Annotated in this window: 17 protein-coding genes; 6 read left to right on the forward strand and 11 right to left on the reverse strand. The window is 52.8% G+C overall.

Annotated elements, in window-relative coordinates:
• Positions 1 to 8: 8 nt before the first annotated feature.
• From RHP47_RS07490 to RHP47_RS07510, 5 genes are all read left to right on the forward strand, one after another.
• Positions 9 to 470 carry a tRNA (cytidine(34)-2'-O)-methyltransferase gene (locus RHP47_RS07490; RefSeq protein ID WP_149819613.1) on the forward strand — a complete coding sequence of 154 codons (462 nt, stop codon included), beginning with the start codon at positions 9 to 11 and terminating at the stop codon, positions 468 to 470.
• Positions 470 to 970 carry a gamma-glutamylcyclotransferase family protein gene (locus RHP47_RS07495; protein WP_310840110.1) on the forward strand — a complete coding sequence of 167 codons (501 nt, stop codon included), beginning with the start codon at positions 470 to 472 and terminating at the stop codon, positions 968 to 970. Before RHP47_RS07490 ends, RHP47_RS07495 begins: the two co-directional genes overlap by 1 nt.
• Positions 967 to 2,220, forward strand: coding sequence for an HlyD family efflux transporter periplasmic adaptor subunit (locus RHP47_RS07500; RefSeq protein ID WP_310840111.1), 1,254 nt, complete (start codon positions 967 to 969; stop codon positions 2,218 to 2,220). The genes RHP47_RS07495 and RHP47_RS07500 overlap by 4 nt, the downstream gene beginning before the upstream one ends.
• Before the next feature lie 3 nt (positions 2,221 to 2,223).
• Positions 2,224 to 4,431, forward strand: a complete 2,208-nt coding sequence (locus RHP47_RS07505; RefSeq protein ID WP_310840112.1) for a glycosyltransferase family 2 protein — start codon at positions 2,224 to 2,226, stop codon at positions 4,429 to 4,431.
• Positions 4,432 to 4,833: 402 nt separating this feature from the next.
• Positions 4,834 to 7,077, forward strand: coding sequence for a glycosyltransferase family 2 protein (locus RHP47_RS07510; protein WP_310840114.1), 2,244 nt, complete (start codon positions 4,834 to 4,836; stop codon positions 7,075 to 7,077).
• On the opposite strand, the gene RHP47_RS07515 is transcribed toward RHP47_RS07510, so the two are convergent.
• From RHP47_RS07515 to RHP47_RS07525, 3 genes are all read right to left on the reverse strand, one after another.
• Positions 7,074 to 8,327, reverse strand: coding sequence for a hypothetical protein (locus RHP47_RS07515; RefSeq protein WP_310840116.1), 1,254 nt, complete (start codon positions 8,325 to 8,327; stop codon positions 7,074 to 7,076). The genes RHP47_RS07510 and RHP47_RS07515 overlap by 4 nt on opposite strands.
• A 222-nt stretch (positions 8,328 to 8,549) precedes the next feature.
• A complete protein-coding gene (rdgB, locus tag RHP47_RS07520) occupies positions 8,550 to 9,134 on the reverse strand; it encodes an RdgB/HAM1 family non-canonical purine NTP pyrophosphatase (protein WP_310840117.1) in 585 nt (194 codons plus the stop codon).
• A 3-nt stretch (positions 9,135 to 9,137) separates the two neighbouring features.
• Positions 9,138 to 9,791 (reverse strand): TIGR02281 family clan AA aspartic protease, encoded by a 654-nt coding sequence (locus RHP47_RS07525; protein WP_149819627.1) that lies wholly within the window; start codon positions 9,789 to 9,791, stop codon positions 9,138 to 9,140.
• A gap of 62 nt (positions 9,792 to 9,853) precedes the next feature.
• Here RHP47_RS07525 and RHP47_RS07530 point away from each other — a divergent pair, with 62 nt between their 5' ends.
• Entirely contained in the window at positions 9,854 to 10,435 is a 582-nt protein-coding gene (locus tag RHP47_RS07530) for a Uma2 family endonuclease (RefSeq protein WP_286625188.1), read from the forward strand.
• A 1-nt stretch (position 10,436) separates the two neighbouring features.
• Here RHP47_RS07530 and RHP47_RS07535 read toward each other — a convergent pair whose 3' ends face one another.
• The 8 genes from RHP47_RS07535 to speA form a co-directional block, all read right to left on the reverse strand.
• Complete coding sequence (locus RHP47_RS07535) at positions 10,437 to 10,841, reverse strand: NIL domain-containing protein (RefSeq protein WP_149819631.1); 405 nt, start codon at positions 10,839 to 10,841, stop codon at positions 10,437 to 10,439.
• A 604-nt stretch (positions 10,842 to 11,445) separates the two neighbouring features.
• Positions 11,446 to 12,963 (reverse strand): CapA family protein, encoded by a 1,518-nt coding sequence (locus RHP47_RS07540; protein ID WP_149819633.1) that lies wholly within the window; start codon positions 12,961 to 12,963, stop codon positions 11,446 to 11,448.
• Between the two features lie 96 nt (positions 12,964 to 13,059).
• A complete protein-coding gene (locus RHP47_RS07545) occupies positions 13,060 to 13,530 on the reverse strand; it encodes a CBS domain-containing protein (RefSeq protein ID WP_310840118.1) in 471 nt (156 codons plus the stop codon).
• Positions 13,531 to 13,532: 2 nt separating this feature from the next.
• A complete protein-coding gene (aroH, locus tag RHP47_RS07550; protein ID WP_149819637.1) occupies positions 13,533 to 13,964 on the reverse strand; it encodes a chorismate mutase in 432 nt (143 codons plus the stop codon).
• A 30-nt stretch (positions 13,965 to 13,994) separates the two neighbouring features.
• Entirely contained in the window at positions 13,995 to 14,819 is an 825-nt protein-coding gene (sppA, locus tag RHP47_RS07555; RefSeq protein ID WP_286625191.1) for a signal peptide peptidase SppA, read from the reverse strand.
• A 60-nt stretch (positions 14,820 to 14,879) separates the two neighbouring features.
• Positions 14,880 to 15,998, reverse strand: coding sequence for an S-layer homology domain-containing protein (locus RHP47_RS07560; RefSeq protein ID WP_310840119.1), 1,119 nt, complete (start codon positions 15,996 to 15,998; stop codon positions 14,880 to 14,882).
• A 49-nt stretch (positions 15,999 to 16,047) separates the two neighbouring features.
• On the reverse strand, positions 16,048 to 16,434 hold the full coding sequence (locus tag RHP47_RS07565) for a hypothetical protein (protein WP_286625193.1): 387 nt from the start codon (positions 16,432 to 16,434) through the stop codon (positions 16,048 to 16,050).
• A gap of 8 nt (positions 16,435 to 16,442) precedes the next feature.
• The gene (speA, locus tag RHP47_RS07570; protein WP_310841394.1) at positions 16,443 to 18,356 is read right to left on the reverse strand and encodes a biosynthetic arginine decarboxylase; all 1,914 of its coding nucleotides are present in this window, start codon (positions 18,354 to 18,356) and stop codon (positions 16,443 to 16,445) included.
• Between the last annotated feature and the right edge of the window lie 142 nt (positions 18,357 to 18,498).

The following is an 18,498-nucleotide window of genomic DNA, read 5'->3' on the forward strand; positions in this document are numbered from 1 at the left end:
TCAACGCCATGCCTGCTGTGGTGCTTGTCCATCCCCAAATTCCCCCGAATACAGGCAATATTGCCCGCACCTGTGCTGCTACCCACACACCGCTGCATCTGATTGAACCCTTGGGCTTTGAACTCAGCGATCGCTACCTCAAGCGAGCTGGTCTTGATTACTGGCCCTATGTCACCTTGCACTGCCACCCCGACTGGCCGACGTTCCTCAAAACCACCCATAGCGGGGGGCGTCTGATTGCCTTTGAGCCTTCAGCTCAACAGATTTACTGGGACTTTAGCTTTGCTGAGAGTGATTGGCTGATCTTTGGCAGCGAACCCGATGGCATCCCCGCCGAAGTCTTAGCGACCTGTGACGCCTTTTTGAAAATTCCCATGTGGCAGCCGGCGGTGCGCAGTTTGAATCTCTCGGCTTCGGTGGCGATCGCCCTCATGGAAGTTTACCGCCAACTCTATTCCTCAACTGCTTGATGACCGAATCACTCCCCCTTGATGATTCCCATATTTTAGACAACGGCTGTATCTGGTACTTTGCCTACGGCAGCAACCTCTGTACCGCCCAAAAAAAACGTCGCATCGGTACCGTCCCCACTGCTGAAGTTGCTGAACTGCGGGGCTATCGCCTTGTGTTCAATAAACGCAGTAATGATGGCACTGGCAAAGCAAATGTTGTCCCTGATCCTCACCCTTCTGTTTGGGGTGTGATTTATCGCTGCACAGAAGCAGACATTGAACGCTTAGATTTTTACGAAGGTGTTAAGTGGGGACATTACCGTCATGAATTTGTTAGAGTCATAACGTCCACGGGTCAGGCGATAACAGCTCTGACTTATGTGGCAGGGGAGGATTTTATTGATGAAACCCTGTGGCCTTCAGCCGACTATTTAGAGACAATTCTCCAAGGGGCAAAGGAGCATGGGCTTCCTGTTGAGTATGTTGCTGAGTTGGGGGAGTGGAAAAATCGAATATGAATACCTCATCATCTTCCAGTGCAGTTGCCACTAAACCCCCACAAACTGAGAAACGGCGCCGCATTTTTCGGATAGTGCGGATTGGCTTGGGGGTGACGCTCATTGGCTTAGCTGTGTATGTCCTGTGGTGGCGACAGCGCAATGTGGTCAGTCGTGTCGGCTACCTCAATGGCACAATTATTACCCTCTATGCCACGATCCCCGGCACCCTAACCCTAAAAGACTTACGCCCCGGCGAACGCCTGAGTGCCGGTACGGAAATTGGGACGATTCGCAACGATCGCAATCCCCAACTGGAAACCGATCGCCAGAACCTTGAAACTCGACTCAATGTCGCCCTTTCCCAACAACGGGGACTGCAACAGAAACGCAACAGCCGTATGGCTCTGATTTCTCAACTCGATCGCTATCAGCAGAGTCAGCAAACCCTTGAAGTTCGCTTTGCCCAAGAGGCAGTGCAGCGTACCCTAGGCGAACTGCGCCAAGCCCAAGAAGCTCTGGCCATTGCCCGCATTGAAGCCGATCGCTATACCAGCTTAGTGGAAACAGGGGCTGTGGCGCGCCAACTCGCCGATGAAGCCGTTTCCCGTGCCAAGCAAGCAGCGAAATTTGTTGAGAGTAAACAGGCCGAACTGCGCCGCCAACAAACAGCCCTACAAGCGGCTCGCCAAGGATTGCAACTGGATGCTTCGCGTACTTTTAGCTTTCCCCAAATCCGCCTCATTGATTTAGAAACTGAACTGGTTGATATTGATGTTGAACTTTTGGCAGTGGCCACAACGATTGCCGAGTTACGCCGTGAAATTGCCAATATCAAACAGCAACTCTCCCTGCAACGCCTTGCCCCCGTGAAAGTACCGACGACCGCAGTGGTTTGGTCAGTGATCCACAAAACAGGGGATTTGGGTATTCCCCTGACCGCAGGGGATCCGATCGTTAAAATTCTCGACTGTAGCGATGTTTGGGCAACGGGCTTGGTGGCGGAGCGGGATAATCCTCGCCTGCGGGTGGGTCAGGAAGCAACAGTGCGCTTATTGGATGGGAGCGATCGCCGGCTAACGGGGATTGTCCGTGCCATTCGCGGCGGGCCGGGCAAAGTCGAAGTGGGTGAAAATGTGGCTGTGCCCCCTCCCGACTTGGTACGTAACGAACTGGCAGTTGACGTTCAACTGAACAACCTACCTGAAGACTTAAGCGCTGAGCGTTTCTGTGGTGTGGGTCAAAGTGTTGAAGTGATCTTTGGAAGCTAAATCATGCGCCTCAAGTCGTTGCAAGCCGATGGCTGGCTTTTGATCCTAGGCTTTCTCGGCCTTCTAGGGGTACTGCTGTGGCAAGTCGATTGGCGAGATTTGCTGCCGAATCTTGTCGGTTTTTGGCAGGGCGGACAAGCCATCATGCGCCCTCAGGGGACAACCCTTGAAGCACTGCTGTTGCCTGCCTTTGTGTGGCTTGCCATCACGTTTCTTCTTAAGGAACTCTGCCCTAAACCCACTTTTTGGTCACGGCTGATCGTCAGCATCGGCATTGCCCTACTGGGAATCCGTTATGAATTGTGGCGCTTCTTTGGCAGTTTGAACTTGGATGATCCCCTCAATGGCACGATCTCCGTCGTTCTCTTTTTGGCAGAATTGCTGACGGTTTTCAATAGTGTGGCCTTTTTCTTTCACTGTATTTTCTCCATTGACCGCGCTCCCGAAGCCGATCGCCTCAGTCAAGCGGTGATTCGCGGTGAGTATCTGCCTTGGGTAGATGTGATCTTGCCGACCTACAACGAAGGGGTGGATATTTTGCGGCGTTCGGTGATTGCCTGCCAAGCCATGGACTACCCCAACAAGCGGGTTTACCTGCTCGATGATACCCGTCGGCCAGCGGTGCGTGCCCTTGCCGCAGAACTCGGCTGTGAATATCGCGATCGCCCCGACAACCGCCATGCCAAAGCAGGGAACATTAACCATGCGCTGCCCACCCTTAGTGGTGAACTCATAGCAGTCTTTGATGCTGATTTTGTCCCCAGCCGCAACTTCCTCACCCGCACCGTTGGCTTTTTCCAAGATCCCAAGACGGCAATGGTGCAGACGCCGCAGCATTTTTTCAATGAAGACCCCGTTGCCGTCAATCTCGGCCTTGAGGGCATCCTCAACAATGAGCAAACCCTTTTCTTCCGCTTTATTCAGCCCAGTCGTGACTACTGGGACTCCGTTGTCTGCTGTGGTACCTGTTTTGTGATTCGCCGTAGTGCCCTCGATGAAATTGGTGGCATTCCCACAGACAGTATCACCGAAGACTACATGACAACCATTAAGCTGCAAAGCCTTGGCTATCGCGTCAAATACCTCAATGAAGCCTTGGCGGCGGGTATGTCCCCGGAGACGATTAGTGCCTACATTAACCAACGGCTGCGCTGGGGGCAGGGCACACTGCAAATGCTCTTTTTGGGGGGAAACTTTTTCACTGCCCCTAATCTGCGGTTAACGCAGCGCCTCTCCCATTCCTTGAGTATTATCTACTGGTTTCTTTCCATTCCGCGGGTGATCTTTCTTTTGGCACCGTTGGCCTTTTTGCTCTTTGGTATTGCTCCCTTGCGAGCAACGGTGAACGAGATTCTTTACTTTTACTTTCCCTACTATCTGGGGAATATCATGGCCTTTTCATGGCTCACCGAAGGTCGCCGCTCCGCTTTTTGGTCGGATGTCTATGAAACGATTATTGCCTTTCCGATGGCGATCACGGTGATTCGCACGCTCATTAGTCCGAGGGGTAAAACCTTTAAAGTGACCCCCAAAGGGGTGGTGGATCCCCATCGCATCAATATCAACTGGCCGCTGATTCGTCCCCTGATGATCATTGCCATTTTGACGATTGTTGGCCTGATCTGGCGCAGTTCTCCCCTGCAGGATACGATTGTCAACCCCGATAGCTTGGCGGTAAATATCGTCTGGTCAATCTATAATCTGTCGCTGCTGTTGGTGTGTATGCTGGTGGCCATTGATGTACCGCAGCGCCGTTTTACTCGCTTTCTGCGGGCTGAACCCTGTGAACTCATTGTTGGGGGCGATCGCTACGTCGGGCAAACTGTGGATATTTCTGAAGAGGGCGCCCGCTTACAAATCCGCCGCTGTGACACTTGTCAGGAAAACCATGCTTCGCCGCAGGGATTGCGAACCTATAGTGCCCAATTTCGCCTCTTGCCTCCTAGCGAACTCGCAGATCTATGGCTCTCGGCAGAGCTGCGCTGGCACGATCAGGAGCGCCTGATTCAACTTCAGCAGGGGGCGAGCAGCAACCCTGTCGAAATGCGAATTCGCTTTGTGGATCTATCCTTGGCAGAGCACCGTCGCCTGATCCCCTACCTCTACTGCCAACCGGGGCAATGGCATGAAACTCGTGTGCTTGAAATTAAGACCGCTTGGGCAATGATTCAAAGTGTCTTTCGCCTGCATCCCCTTGCCGAAAGTCGCTAGCCCATTGTTGAATTTTTGCTTTAATTTTTCGGTATAGGCTTAGTTTTGCTAAAGCATTGGGTACACTAGAGGTAAGTTCCCTAAATGGATTAGCACCATGGTGAAAAATTACATCTGTCCCATTCTTGTCAAGCCAAAGCGGCCATATTTTTTAGCCTACGAATTCGCTGCAATTATTCTAGGCAGTCAGAAATTTTGCTGATAATTAATCTTGCATTTAGAAGCGTTGTTATTCATCAAATCAATTAATACCACTGCTACATCCAAGACTCATTGATCAAAGCATTGAAAATAGTTGAAATCTAAAGAGTTGCTCACCCGATCGTAATTTTGAGGTCGTGGCGTTGTTCAACTCTGAGTGAGTACAGGATGTAGAGCTTCATCCCAACTGACTGTGTTCCCATGAAGCTACTTGAAACTAACAACCTATCCCCTAGGGTTTCTCAGCCATCGAGGCCGCCTACGCCACAGGCACCTGCGCGATCGCGACGTATTAGCCCTGATCTGTGGCTTTTACTGTTGGGCAGTGGCGCATTTCTGGCCGTCCTGCTGAGTCAACTGGATTGGCAAAACTTTCTACCCAACTTAGTCGGTCTTTGGCACGAGGGGAAAGCGCTGCTGCGGGCTGACGGCACGACGCTTCAAGCACTCCTATTGCCCACACTAGTCTGGATTGCCATTACGTTCTTCCTGAAGGAGATCTCCCCCAAGCCCAATTTTTGGTCGCGTTTAATTGTGGGTTTGGGGCTGACCCTGTTGGCACTGCGGTATATCCTCTGGCGTTTTTTTAACAGCCTCAACCTAGATGATCCCCTCAATGGCACGATTTCGATTCTGTTATTTATCGCTGAACTACTGACCCTAACAAATACCATTTGCTTTTTTGCCCTGTGTATCTTTTCCAAAGACCGCAGCCCTGAGGCCGATCGCCTAAGCCAAGCCGTGATTCGGGGGGAGTATTTGCCTTGGGTGGATGTGATTCTGCCCACCTACAACGAAGGGGTGGACATTTTGCGGCGTTCAGTCATTGCCTGCCAAGCCATGGATTACCCCAACAAGCGGGTTTACTTGCTGGACGACACCCGCCGGCCGGCGGTGCGTGCCCTAGCAGCAGAACTCGGCTGTGAATATCGCGATCGCCCCGACAACCGCCATGCCAAAGCTGGCAACATTAACCATGCGCTGCCCACCCTCAGCGGCGAACTCATTGCCGTCTTTGATGCCGACTTTGTTCCCAGTCGCAACTTTCTCACCCGCACCGTGGGTTTTTTCCAGGATGCGAAAACGGCAATGGTACAGACCCCCCAACACTTTTTCAATGAGGATCCAGTGACTGTGAATCTGGGGCTAGAAGGAATTCTCAACAACGAGCAGACACTGTTTTTCCGCTTCATTCAGCCTAGCCGCGATTTCTTTAACGCCGTTGTGTGTTGTGGCACCTGTTTTGTGATTCGCCGTAGTGCCCTCGATGAAATTGGCGGCATTCCCACCGACAGTATCACCGAAGACTACCTCACCTCACTCTATTTGCAGGGGCGTGGTTATCAGATCAAATACCTGAATGAAGCCGTCTCAGCAGGAATGTCGCCAGAAACCATCAGCGCCTATATTAACCAGCGATTGCGGTGGGGACAAGGTACCCTGCAAATACTGTTCCTCAAGGACAACTTTTTTACCATTCCTAACCTAAACTTCCTGCAGCGTTTTTACCATAGCCTTGGCGTGCTGTATTGGCTGCTGTCGATCCCCCGCGTTATTTTTTTGCTGGCGCCCTTGGCCTTTTTGCTCTTTGGGCTGGCGCCGCTGCGCGCCACAATTAACGAGGTAGTGTACTTTTACTGTCCCTACTATTTGGGCAATATCATGGCCTTTTCTTGGCTCACCGAAGGCCGCCGCTCCGCCTTTTGGTCCGATGTTTATGAAACCATCATTGCCTTTCCCATGGCCATCACAGTGATCCGCACCCTGATCAGTCCTAGGGGCAAAACCTTCAAAGTCACGCCCAAGGGGATTGTGGATCCCCATCGCATCAATGTTAATTGGCCAGTCATTCGTCCCTTGTTAATCATTGCCGCTCTGATGATGTTTGGTCTCATTCGGCGGAGTTCGCCTTTGCAAGAGACGCTGGTCAATCCCGATAGTTTGGCCATTAACATGGTCTGGTCTAGCTACAACTTTCTCTTGATTTTGGTCTGTGCTCTGGTGGCCATTGATGTGCCGCAGCGACGACATCCGCGGTTCCTGCGTTCTGAACCCTGTGAACTCATCGTTGGGGACAACTGCTATGGCGGACAAACGGTTGACCTGTCTGAGGAGGGGGCACGAATACGCCTCAATAGGTTGCCGGCGGAGTTGTTAGATGACCCCCGAGGCGAACTGCACTTTCTGGCGCCGAGCCCTTTGGTCTACTTGCGCTTACCGATCCAACTGCGGTGGTCAAGAATGGTGGCGTTAGGAAAAAACGCCACGGCTTTAGAGATTGGTGTGCAGTTTCTTCCCTTTTCTTTGCCAAAGCAACGTCGCTTTATTCGTTATCTTTACTGTCAACCCGGCCAATGGGATGAAGTTCGTGTGCCTGAGATTAAAACCGCTTGGGCAATGATTCAAAGTGTCCTTCGCCTGCATCCCCTCGCCGAGAGCCGCTAACCATTGAGAAGGGTGAGGAGATTTTGAATCGCCATACTGGTAGCGCGAATAGCTGCATGGATATTGGCGTTTTTTGGCTCCACTTGTAGCAGATAGGCCAAGCTGGATTGGAGATAGGTTAAGGCCATCTGAATGTTGGGATCAATGTGCTGGTAGGTTTGGGGCGGGTAGGGCTGACCATAACTGGGATGGGCATAGCCAACGGAGTGCTCGTAGTTGGCCGCTGGATACCCTTGGGAATAGTCATAGTTGGGGTGGGGATAGCCCACGGAATGCTCGTAGTTGGCCGCTGGATACCCTTGGGAATAATCATAGTTGGGGTGGGGATAACCCACGGAATGCTCGTAGTTGGCCGCTGGATACCCTTGGGAATAATCATAGTTGGGGTGAGAATAGCCGACGGCGTGCTCGTAGTTGGCCGCTGGATACCCTTGGGTGGCTTCAACCGGTTGCGCAGGCTCAGGGGGCGTTGAAACTGTTGCTGCAACCGCAGGTACTGGTGGCGCTGACGGCAAAATGACGGCGTGATCTTCTTCCTTCTCCGGTTCGCCAGCAGGGGAGTCAATTGGCGTTGATGGGGTGCTACTGGCCTTGGCAGCCATAATTTCCGTAGCATCGAGGATTTGGGTGGGGGCGCTGTCAATGTCTCCCATGCGTTCTCCCCGTTTGTAGGCACTGATCTGACTGGGACTCTCGGCGGTGTCTTTTTCCTCTTTTTTCAGCCACACCAAAAAGTCAGAGGCACTGTAGGTGGCTTCCCCGCCCAAGGTACGAATGGCAACAAAGCCATTGGCCGCATTGACGCTTTGAATGGGATACCACGTACCCCGATAGAGAATCATCGCATCCATCCCAAGGGAGTTACCCCCTGTCAGAGCGCCGCGTCGCTTACCCCGTGCCCAGCGGTCTTTCCACAGCACTCCCGCTTCGGTGTACTGGATCACATAGCCTTCGGGAACGGTGCGATGTTCGTAACGTAAAAATCCGGGGGTTTGAGCCACACCGACTTGGAAGATACCATAATCCACCATTACCTCTTGAATTAGAGGCCGATAGGGCGATGCATCCCGTACTTCAATGGCAAGGGTAGGGGCATCTGTTTTCACCCGTGCAACGATGCCATCTTTGTAGGAAATCAACTGAACTTCATCAAAGGTTGTTTCTACGCGCAGGTGCCGATTCGAGAGCATTCGCGAATTTTTCTGAATTAAGTCTTTAATAAATTGGTCTATTAATTCGCGATCGCCCATAGTTTTTGCTTTGAATCACGGCAAGAAGACTACCAGCCACTGGGCCTACGGGACGTGCACCTTTCCTTTCATTATATTCCCTGTGAATTTCTTTCTATCAAGGGCATCGCTGAATGGAGCTTTGCGACGCTAGACCCGTTCTTGCATAGTGGCCACAGGTTGGTTGAGGAACACTATTGGCGTCAGTGTAGGACAAAAAGCTTGCTGCCAACAACCGTGAATCTACGGATGAAAGGTTTGCAAATACTCCCGCAGCCGCTGTAATGCCTGACCCCGATGACTGACCTGTTGCTTTTCAGTGGGACTCATCTCGGCAAAGGTACGCTGCTGACTGGGCACCCAAAAGATAGGATCGTAGCCAAACCCCCCTTGACCGCGGGCCGCCGTTAAAATCTCGCCTGCACACCGTCCTTCGGTCGTAACGGCAATCGTGCCATCGGGACGCGCGAGGGCAATGACACAAATAAATTCAGCGGCGCGATCGCTGACACCGGCCATTTCCCGTAATAGACGCTCAATACGCTCAGCATCCGTCGCACCGTAGCGAGCCGAGTAGATCCCCGGTGCCCCCTCAAGGGCATGAACGGCTAGCCCCGAGTCGTCGGCGATCGCCCACTTTCCCAGCTCCTGAGCGGCAGTGGTGGCCTTCAAACAGGCGTTGCCCACAAAGGAATCCGCAGTTTCAGCAATCTCAACCGTGGCTGGCAGGGGCAGCAACTCCCCAATCCATGGCTGTAACCAGCCTTGAAACTCTCTGACTTTACCGGCATTGTGACTGGCTAAGACCGCTTGGGCGAGAATGGGCATTTCCTAAGGACGACGCTGCAACTGAATATGATCTTGCCGCAAACTGACATCAAAGTGCTGGAGAAAATCCTGCCCCAATAGGCCAATGGTCATTTCAGGCCCAGCGACAGCAACGGGCACTTGCTTCCGATGAAAACCGCCGACGCTGATGGATTGGACATAGACCACTGGCAGCACCACTTGACCATTCGCGGTATGAAACAGGCGATTATCCACCACTTGAGCGGGGGTAATGCCTAAAGCGCGTGCCATCGATCGCGTAATCACTGTCATACTGGCGCCTGAATCCACTAGCATCTCAAACCGTAACCGTTGATTAAACATCACTGGGATAACGGGAATTCCTCCCTGCCGCCGCAGAATCGGTACGATGCCACTGGGCTGGGTGATCACTGTTGCCATGGGCGGAGCAGGGGTTCGGGGAAGTTGTTGCAGCCGCACCAATTCTTGACGATAGCTAGTAAGGGCTGGCGCCTGTTGGGGATGGGCACGAATGACCTGATCGAGAATTTGCACCGCTGTTGCCCAGTCTTGGTTGGCGATCGCCCGATAAAAACTTTCTGGCAGTGCCACCGCAGGCACCCCCTTGGCCGGGGCAATCAGGAGCATCATCCCTGCCAGCGTTGCCAGTGCCCAATATCCGTGTTGTTGGGTCATAATTTTCTTCGTACCCTAGGATCAATAGTAGCGAGATAAGCGTTGGCTATTCTAGGCTGCCAATGAGCACGCAACCTTCGCCACAACTGAGTCCTGAAGACTATCTGCAACGGGAAACCCAAAGTGGGGTCAAGCACGAATACATCAACGGTCAGATCTACGCAATGGCAGGGGCAAGCGATGCCCATGTCACCTTAGCCTTAAATTTGGCAACTCTGCTACGACCAACGGTGCGCCAACGGGGCTGTCGTCTCTACATTTCAGATATGAAAGTGCGTCTGGAGCAGCGAAATTGCTTTTACTATCCGGATCTTTTTGTTACCTGCGATCCACGGGATCGGCAAACCTCTCTCTATAAATCTTTCCCTTGCTTGGTGATTGAGGTGCTCTCTCCTTCAACAGAGGCCTTTGATCGCGGCGATAAGTTCCTTGACTATCAAAGCCTTGAGACGCTAGAGGAATACGTGCTGGTCAATACTCGTCAGCAGCGGCTAGAGACCTTTCGTCGCAGTACCTCGGGCTTATGGGTTTGGCAGGGCTATTCCCCGCCACAAAATTCGGTTGAACTCAAGAGCATCGCTTGGCAAGGCCACTTGTCTGATATCTATCAAGACGTGACCCTTGAGGAGGAGTTGAGGAGTTGAATTAAAAGTTGGTGTGAATCGCCTCCATCGGGCACGCGGTCACACATTGCTCACAGACAATGCAACGGGAGCGGCTAAATTGGAGTTGAAACGTCTCTGGATGGAGCGTCAGCGCCTGAGTGGGGCATACCCCCGTACAGAGGCCACAGTGGACACAGGCCTGCTCATCAATCACAATTTCACGGCTGGCAAGGGAAACCTCAATATTCTGTTGTCGTAACCATTCTAGGGCGGCCTCCATTTGATCAATGTCCCCAGCCAACTCTAGAACCAGTTTGCCCACTTGGTTAGGTGCCACTTGGGCGCGGATGATATTGGCAGCAATGTTAAAGTCCTTGGCTAGGCGATAGGTGACGGGCATTTGAATCGTCCGTCGAGGGAATGTCAATGTGACTCGCTTTTTCACTGGTTGAAGCTTTGCATCGCAGTACAGCCCTTTCCACAAGTATCGCACACTCGCAACGCTGTGAAAGTTAGTGCACAGCCCTTTTCATAGGAATTGAAAATGAAAAACCATTAAATTTTGTTTACTAGTCTATAAACCTAAAAGCCATCTCCAAAGTGAAATTGTTACCCTGCTAGATAGGATGAGATAGAGAATTTTTATCAAAATTTAATAAATTATTAAAAAATGAACATTGCAAAGAAAAGCGAATCTCAAATCAAGCTAGAAGGTTCATCCGTTGCTGATGAAATGGCTCTTTTATGGACGCTTGCTGGCTTGATAATCATTTTCTTAAAATTATACTTTTCTCCCACCCTTTCAGTACAGTTGAGTTGTCAGCGCACTGAAACGAAAGATATGACCGCCACTGCCCAGTGCTTAGTTAAAGAATATTGGTTTTGGGGATTGTATAAACGAAATGAAATGTTAGTTGAATATGTCTCAAGGAGTAACATTGAAATCAAAGAGGAAATAGTTCGACAGCCGAATCCTTTATTACGCAAATTCCTAAGTTTCTACCGGTCAAAATTGAGCACCAACAGTTGTCTCATCGACCAGAGGAAGACTAGGATTGGGAATCGGTGCTGACAATTTCACCGAGGCGTTCAATCTGCAAGGGAGTGTTGGGAAAGTCGGCTTGGGTTAAACGGCGAATCAGTTGCACACTGGCAAAGTTTTGATCAATGTGGGGAATCCCCTTGGCATTGAGGCGTACAGGAATGACTTTACCTTGAAGGAAGCGGCCAGAACCATCGAGTTCAACATCGAGGATTAAGGACTTGCCAAGGGTGCCGTGACTGCTCAGGGTCTGATAGCCGACAAAGTTCCCTAGGGAATAGGCAATGAGGCGGCCTTTATACAATTCGAGGGCACGGGGGACATGGGGACCATGACCTAAGATTAAATCGGCACCGTTATCAATCATGGTGCGGGCAAACTGAACCACATTGCCGCGGTCTTCGCCATAAAAGTACTCGGTGCGATCGCGGGTGTGAATTTGATCGCTGCCTTCGGCGCCACCATGGAAACTAACAACCACAATATCAGCGTTTTGCTTGGCCTTCTGGACAAGAGCAGCACCGGCCTTGAGGTCTTGAATGCGATTTTGGCCGTAGTAGGTGGCAAAGCCAATAAATGCGGTTTTCAGGCCATTGACTTCGAGGTAGGTAATTTGATTGAGATCACCAATGGCGGTCATGCCAGCGGCGTTGATGTGGCGAATCGTATCGCGAAATCCCTGCTCATTAAAGTCGTAGCTGTGGTTGTTGGCAATGTTGAGGACATTGAAACCAGCTTGGCGCAACACCTGTGCATAACTGGGCGGTGAGCGAAAGGCAAAACTGCGACCACTACTGGTGTTTTTGAAGGGATGGGGATGATCGGTGAGGGTACTTTCATAATTGCCAAAGAGGAGATCTGCCCCCTGAAGATAGGGTTTCACTTGGGCAAAGAGCTTTTGTGGATCCGCAGGCAAGCGGTTACTCGGAAAATTGGTGCCAAGGACAATATCGCCAACGGCCTTAATCCGCAAACGGCGATCGCTCGGGGCGGGTGGGGGGGGCACAAGGGGAACGTCGGGTTCAGGGGTTGTAATGGCTGGACTGGGTTCCGCACTCGGCGGGGCATCGACACTGAGTTGATTTTGCAGGGTAAGGGCAACGGCACCCGTGCCCGCGATCGCCAATAAACTGAGGGCAAAAGCACTGACCGCTTGATGGGATGGCGTGGTGGCAGGTGTCGTTGGATTTGAGCTTGTCTGCACAGACGGCGCCGCTGGTAAGGTCTCCTGTAAGTCAATGGTCTGTGTCCATTCTGGCCATTCTTCGCCAAGGAGCCGAGCATGGAGCCGTACACGTAGAACGCCTTGGGGCGCCAATTGCTTGAGGCCTCGGCAAACAAACTGAACGCAGACTTGGGGAGGGAGCGATCGCGCCGCTTCAAACATAATTTGTAAACAGTCACCCCGTCGCCGAACGAGGGCACGCACTCCCTTGGCCTGAAGCGTGCGGTTCATCAAATGGGCAATGGCCTCTGCTTGACCCTGCCGTGCCTGCTGCCAAATCAAATCAAGGGAAGCGGTCATGATCAAAGAACCCTCAGGCGATCGCGAGCGAACCTGTGGTTATTCTATGGGAAGTCACCAATCTTGAAAGTTAGTGTCAGGTCAATTTGACAAACGTCACGCAGAAGTTTCTTGGGTATGCAAGGCTCGCAACAGATCATGACGGCTAATAATGCCGACCAATTCTCCTTGGGCATTCAAGACCGGCAGGCGACTAATGTGGTGATTCACCATGAGGCGAGCCGCTTCAGCAATAGGTGCATCGACGTTAATCGTGTGGGGGTTGGGGGTCATCACATCTTGCACCTGTTGGCCGAGGGTTTTCTTGAGGTGTTGATGAAAGGATTCTGGAGACTCAAAGTAAATAATGCTGCCGAGGAACGTAATGTACAACGGTGGCTCGAGAGGCGCTTCGCGCACAATCAGGTCAGCTTCAGACACCAAGCCCACCAATTTGCCCTTATCATCCACCACGGGGAGGCCGCGCACCTGTTTTTCTTCCATCAGGCGAACTGCCTCAGAAATCGGGGCATCGGCAGGAATGGTAAAGGGGTTGGGGGTCATGTAGTCACGGACAAGAGCGGTCATAGTTAACCTAGGGAATGAGAGGACAGATGGAGGGGATGGTAGTCGCCGTGCATTGCCAGATCGGGGCGGAGGCTCTGGGCATGGCGCAGGTAGGCATGGTAAATCGGTTGATCGGGGTTGGGGGTGTTGAAGTAAATCAAGCAGCGGATACAGCGGGGTAAGCCTCCCTCCACATGCATTTGTTGAACATCGAGGAGAGGAATGTTGCGCCAATGGGGACATTCCCGGGCGATCGCTGCCGGAAAGATTTGATCGAGGTCACGGGTCACAGAGAAGGTCACACTAATCACTTCCGAGAAATCGAGGGCATTGCGCCGCTCAATCTCGCCGAGGAGTTCCAAAACTGCCTCACGGATTGCTGGAATTGAATTTTCAGTGGCGGTAGTTGCTCCACGAATTGCTCGGACGCGCCAGCCCACAGTGTGCTCCTCCATCAACATATCCGCAAGGGTACTGTATCCAGCTTAGGGGCGATAGAGCCATAGGGGAAGTCCATTGGTGGCCATTTCAAATTCCAGCCAGTCGAGACCCGCTTGCCAGGGAAAGGGGAATCGTTCCTGCTGACGCGGAAACAGCCGAGCCAAGGGGGACTTGGGTTCTTCGATGGTTTGCACCTTGGTTTTGTCGGGGTCAAGTCCGGCCAGTTCCGCTAACCAGCGCCGGGCATCCTCCTCGGTTCCTAGGCGATCCACCAGTCCGAGAGCAAGGGCCTGTTCACCGGTAAAGACACGGCCATCGGCAAAACTGCGCACGGTTTCGACATCGAGGTTACGGCCTTCGGCCACGGTTTGGACAAATTGGTGATAGCTGGTGTCAATGAGGTCTTGGAGAATGCGGATTTCTTCCTCGGTAAGGTCGCGATCGAAAGCAAGAATGTCCTTGTAGGGGCCAGACTTGACCACCTTGAATGAGACCCCCACCTTGTCGAGGAGCCGTTGCAAATTGTTGCCCCGCAGGATGACGCCAATACTGCCCGTAATGGTGCCGGGGTTGGCCATGATGTGCTGTGCCCCCATACCGATATAGACCCCGCCAGAGGCAGAGATATTGCCAAAACTGGCAACGATTTTCATTTTCGACTGCAAACGCTTGAGAGCCGCATAGATTTCTTGGGAGTCCCCCACGGTCCCGCCGGGACTGTCAATGCGCACCAGTAGTGCCGGATAGCCCCGTTCTTCAATGGTTTTCAGGGCTTTGAGGACACGACGGCGAGTACCCCCAGCGATCGCCCCCGTAATTTCGAGGCGGGCAATTTGACGATGGTAACCACGGGATAAGGGCCAAGGCATAGGTAGCAATCAGTTCAGCAAATCGTAACAATTGACTCGGATTTCTAATCTAGCAAGGTTCTAGGAGGCAGAGGGCGGTGCTTGCTTCACCATCGCTGCTGAGAGTCCCTCGGTACCGTTGCCGATATACCACAGGGCTGCTGCGGCTTCGGCGTGGGTGACGGGTTTTTGGGGCTGGAGCAAGAGGGTTTCTCCCCAAACGCGGCGAATGTTCGAGAGATCCCCCGCGAGATAGTCAGCGGCCACGGCATTGATGGCGGGGGGAGCAATCCGTTGACTGTCCTTGAAGCCCCATGTTTGCTGAATGCGGTCAATCGTGCTGGGACTGAGCCGCCCCTGTTGATCAAGGGGCACTTTCCACTGCAACAGCGTTTCGCGAGTAAGGGGAGCATTGGGGCGAAAGAGGGTACTAGTATCGCCGGTGAGGGGGCTGGGCAAAAATCCTGCCATCGCCAGTCCCTGAATATAGGGAAAGTCGGGATTATCACGGGGCACATCTTGGAAAATGGGTGTGTCGTTGCGGCTGCCCAAGCGGATTTGGCGTGCGGGGCGATCGGCATAAAAGCGGTTGTAGGTGGTCACCAACCAACGCACAAACTGAGCACGACTGATGGGGGTATTGGGTTGCAGGCGATCGCCCGTGGTGCTGAGAACCCCCAGTTCTGCCAAGTCACGAATGGCCGGCTGTAGGGGGGCAGGGGCGTCCTCTAGATCAGCGAACGTTTGGGGGGAGGAATGGGTGGGCTGGGGAGACGGTGTGGCCGTGGTGCTATTGGTGGATGTGTAGGCCACGGTGAAGGTTGTCAGGTTATTTTCTGGCACCGTGTTGATGGTGACCCTCACTTCCAGTTCAGCACTGCGCCCCCTGAGGGTGATCGTATTGTCGGCTACCTGTTGCTCCACCAGTTGCCAGCCCGACTGCTGAAATTGTTGGCTATAGAATTGCTGGATGGCGATCGCCGGCGCGGGTGCTTGCCAGCGGGTTTCCGTCGTCTGGGGTGACCCCGCTTGGGGCTGATTGGCTACAAGCATCGCATTAGGAAACCGTAAATTCTCTGGTAGCGTTGTCGTCGGTTCTGGCGTGGGTGCTTTCCCCGCCCATTGATCAGCATTGGGGTCAGCAGCAAACCAACTTTGTAGCCCACTGCCCTCACAACTGCTGAGAAGCAGGGCACTCAAGAATAAGATCCATCCCAATTGGCGCGATCGCTTCAACGTTCTTCGACCCTCAGCTTGCTACCGTTTCACTCAGCACTGATTTCAACCGCCATAGAAGGAAAGTCTGCCCCAACTCTAGAGGCAGCGGTGTCACCCCCTCAATACAGGACTGTACCCAGCCCTCTCCCCACGACCATTCTTGCCAGCCCTCAATGGTCTGCCGCAGCACCAATACCAGTCGCTCTGCTGTGAGTAGTTCCACGCGATGTTCCAGTTTTAACCACAGGAATTCACTGCTGAAGGTATCCCCCACTTGCAGGCGATCGCCCGTCGTCTGAATCTGTAGGGGCCACAACCACTGCCGTAACTGTGCTGGCTGCGTCAAATAATCCCGCAGTTGGTCTGCGGTGGCCGGCACTTCAATGCGCAAATGGCTTGATTGAAATGTTCCCAGCATGGCTTTCCCTAGGAGGACAGGTAGGTGTAGCTGCGCAAACTCCGCTCGTAGTTTTCCAGTAGGTGCTGCGCTTCTGCCAATGTAATTTGCTGCTCCGCAAGGGCAGCCTCGGCACGACGGCGAATTTTCTCGAGGAGGGCATCCCCTTGGTACTGCACATAACCGAGGACTTCTTGCATTGTATCGCCCCGCACCAAATGCTCAATTTCGTAGCCCTTGGGGGTTAGACGGATATGGACGGCATTCGTATCCCCAAAGAGATTGTGGAGGTTGCCCATGATCTCTTGGTAGGCACCGTTGAGAAAAAGGCCAAGGTAGTAGGGTTCCCCTGGGCGAAAGGGATGGAGTTCCAAGACCGATTTCACATCCCGCAGGTCAATGAACTGGTCAATTTTGCCGTCGCTGTCGCAGGTGAGATCCGCAAGGATGCCCCGTTCTGTGGGTTCTTCATCGAGGCGGTGGATTGGCATGATTGGAAACAGTTGATCGATCGCCCAGCTATCGGGCACCGATTGAAACACCGACAGATTGATGTAGTAAATCGAAGCCATGATTTTCTCAAGATCTTCGAGATCGTCGGGCACATATTCCTGCTGGCGAGCAATGCCGAGGATTTTGGCACAACAGGCCCAAAAGAGACTCTCTGCCCGTGCCCGCTCTGGCAAACTCAAGTAGCCAAAGTTAAAGAGACTGATGGCTTCTCCCTTAAATTGCAGGGCGTCGTTGTAGGCCTCTTGGTAGTTGTTTTCATCAATTGTTTGGTAGGTATCGTAGAGGTTGCGGATAATCAGGTGCTCCTCTTCCGTGGCCGGTTCGGGGGTAATTTTGGGCACTTCACTGACCCCCAAGACATTGAAAATCAACACCGATTGATGGGAGGCAATGGCGCGGCCACTCTCACTAATGAGAATGGGATCGGGAATGCCCCGCTGCCGACAGGCGTCCTTAATGCCGGCCACCACATCACTGGCATAGTTTTGCATACTGTAGTTTTTCGAGGCATGGAAATTGGTTTTCGAGCCGTCGTAATCCACCCCTAAGCCACCGCCCACATCGAGGTATTGCATATTGGCACCGAGGCGCACCAGCTCGCCATAAATTTGCCCCGCTTCGCGAATGGCATCCTTAATGACGCTAATGGCAGAGATTTGCGAGCCAATGTGAAAGTGCAACAGTTGCAAGGAATTGAGCATTCCTGCTTCTCGCAGTTGTTCAACCGCTGTTAAAATCTCTGGCACCGTCAGACCAAACTTGGCGCGATCGCCCGCAGAAGTGCCCCAACGCCCCACCCCTTGGGTACTGAGTTTTGCCCGCACCCCCACAATGGGTTCAATGCCCAAAGCCTGACTGACAGCAATCACTTCCGCGACTTCTTCAGGCTGCTCAAGGACAATGATCGGGGTGTGGCCGAGGCGACGCGCCAGAATAGCCGTTTCAATGTAGCCGCGATCCTTATAGCCATTGCAGATCAGCAGTGCCCCCGGTGTATTGAGCATGGCCAAGGCAATCAGCAATTCCGGTTTTGATCCTGCCTCTAGGCCAAACTGATGGGACTGGCCAAAGCGCACGAGGGCTTCAATGATGTGGCGTTGTTGATTGCACTTAACGGGAAAGACCCCCTTGTAGGTGCCCTGATAGCCATAGCGGGCAATGGCACGGGCAAAGCAGGCATTGAGTCGCTCAATGCGATCCTCAAGGATATCGGAAAACCGCAGTAGCAGGGGGAGGCCAATGTTGCGCTGTTGGAGCGCCTGCACCAATTCATAGAGATCCAATGACCCACCGCGATCGCCCTTGGGAGAGACGGTGACATGACCCGCAGCATTAATCCCAAAGTAGGGTTCGCCCCAGCCCTGAATGCGGTAGAGCTGCTCGCTGTCCTCAATTGTCCAATTGCTGGTTTTCGTAACGGTCAAGGCCATCGTGGGTGACACAGCAGCCATAGTGCGCTCCCAAATAAAACCCTGCTGATCCTAACTTGTTTTTGCCAGTGGCACCAATGCAATTGCCGTCGCCTTTTCGGAAGCGTTCGGCTGGCATGGTAGCATTAGGGATCGCTTCCCC

Origin of the sequence: Thermosynechococcus sp. QKsg1, assembly GCF_031586415.1 — a bacterium.
Taxonomy (GTDB): Bacteria; Cyanobacteriota; Cyanobacteriia; order Thermosynechococcales; family Thermosynechococcaceae; genus Thermosynechococcus.

Excerpts from the sequence above, each read along its gene's own strand:
- RHP47_RS07510 (WP_310840114.1), top strand. The coding sequence starts at position 4,834 with ATGAAGCTACTTGAAACTAACAACCTATCCCCTAGGGTTTCTCAGCCA.
- sppA (WP_286625191.1), bottom strand. The coding sequence starts at position 14,819 with ATGCCTTGGCCCTTATCCCGTGGTTACCATCGTCAAATTGCCCGCCTC.
- RHP47_RS07495 (WP_310840110.1), top strand. The coding sequence starts at position 470 with ATGACCGAATCACTCCCCCTTGATGATTCCCATATTTTAGACAACGGC.
- RHP47_RS07525 (WP_149819627.1), bottom strand. The coding sequence starts at position 9,791 with ATGACCCAACAACACGGATATTGGGCACTGGCAACGCTGGCAGGGATG.
- RHP47_RS07490 (WP_149819613.1), top strand. The coding sequence starts at position 9 with ATGCCTGCTGTGGTGCTTGTCCATCCCCAAATTCCCCCGAATACAGGC.
- rdgB (WP_310840117.1), bottom strand. The coding sequence starts at position 9,134 with ATGCCCATTCTCGCCCAAGCGGTCTTAGCCAGTCACAATGCCGGTAAA.
- RHP47_RS07565 (WP_286625193.1), bottom strand. The coding sequence starts at position 16,434 with ATGCTGGGAACATTTCAATCAAGCCATTTGCGCATTGAAGTGCCGGCC.
- RHP47_RS07530 (WP_286625188.1), top strand. The coding sequence starts at position 9,854 with ATGAGCACGCAACCTTCGCCACAACTGAGTCCTGAAGACTATCTGCAA.
- RHP47_RS07545 (WP_310840118.1), bottom strand. The coding sequence starts at position 13,530 with ATGACCGCTCTTGTCCGTGACTACATGACCCCCAACCCCTTTACCATT.
- RHP47_RS07540 (WP_149819633.1), bottom strand. The coding sequence starts at position 12,963 with ATGACCGCTTCCCTTGATTTGATTTGGCAGCAGGCACGGCAGGGTCAA.
- RHP47_RS07505 (WP_310840112.1), top strand. The coding sequence starts at position 2,224 with ATGCGCCTCAAGTCGTTGCAAGCCGATGGCTGGCTTTTGATCCTAGGC.
- speA (WP_310841394.1), bottom strand. The coding sequence starts at position 18,356 with ATGGCCTTGACCGTTACGAAAACCAGCAATTGGACAATTGAGGACAGC.
- RHP47_RS07500 (WP_310840111.1), top strand. The coding sequence starts at position 967 with ATGAATACCTCATCATCTTCCAGTGCAGTTGCCACTAAACCCCCACAA.
- aroH (WP_149819637.1), bottom strand. The coding sequence starts at position 13,964 with ATGGAGGAGCACACTGTGGGCTGGCGCGTCCGAGCAATTCGTGGAGCA.
- RHP47_RS07515 (WP_310840116.1), bottom strand. The coding sequence starts at position 8,327 with ATGGGCGATCGCGAATTAATAGACCAATTTATTAAAGACTTAATTCAG.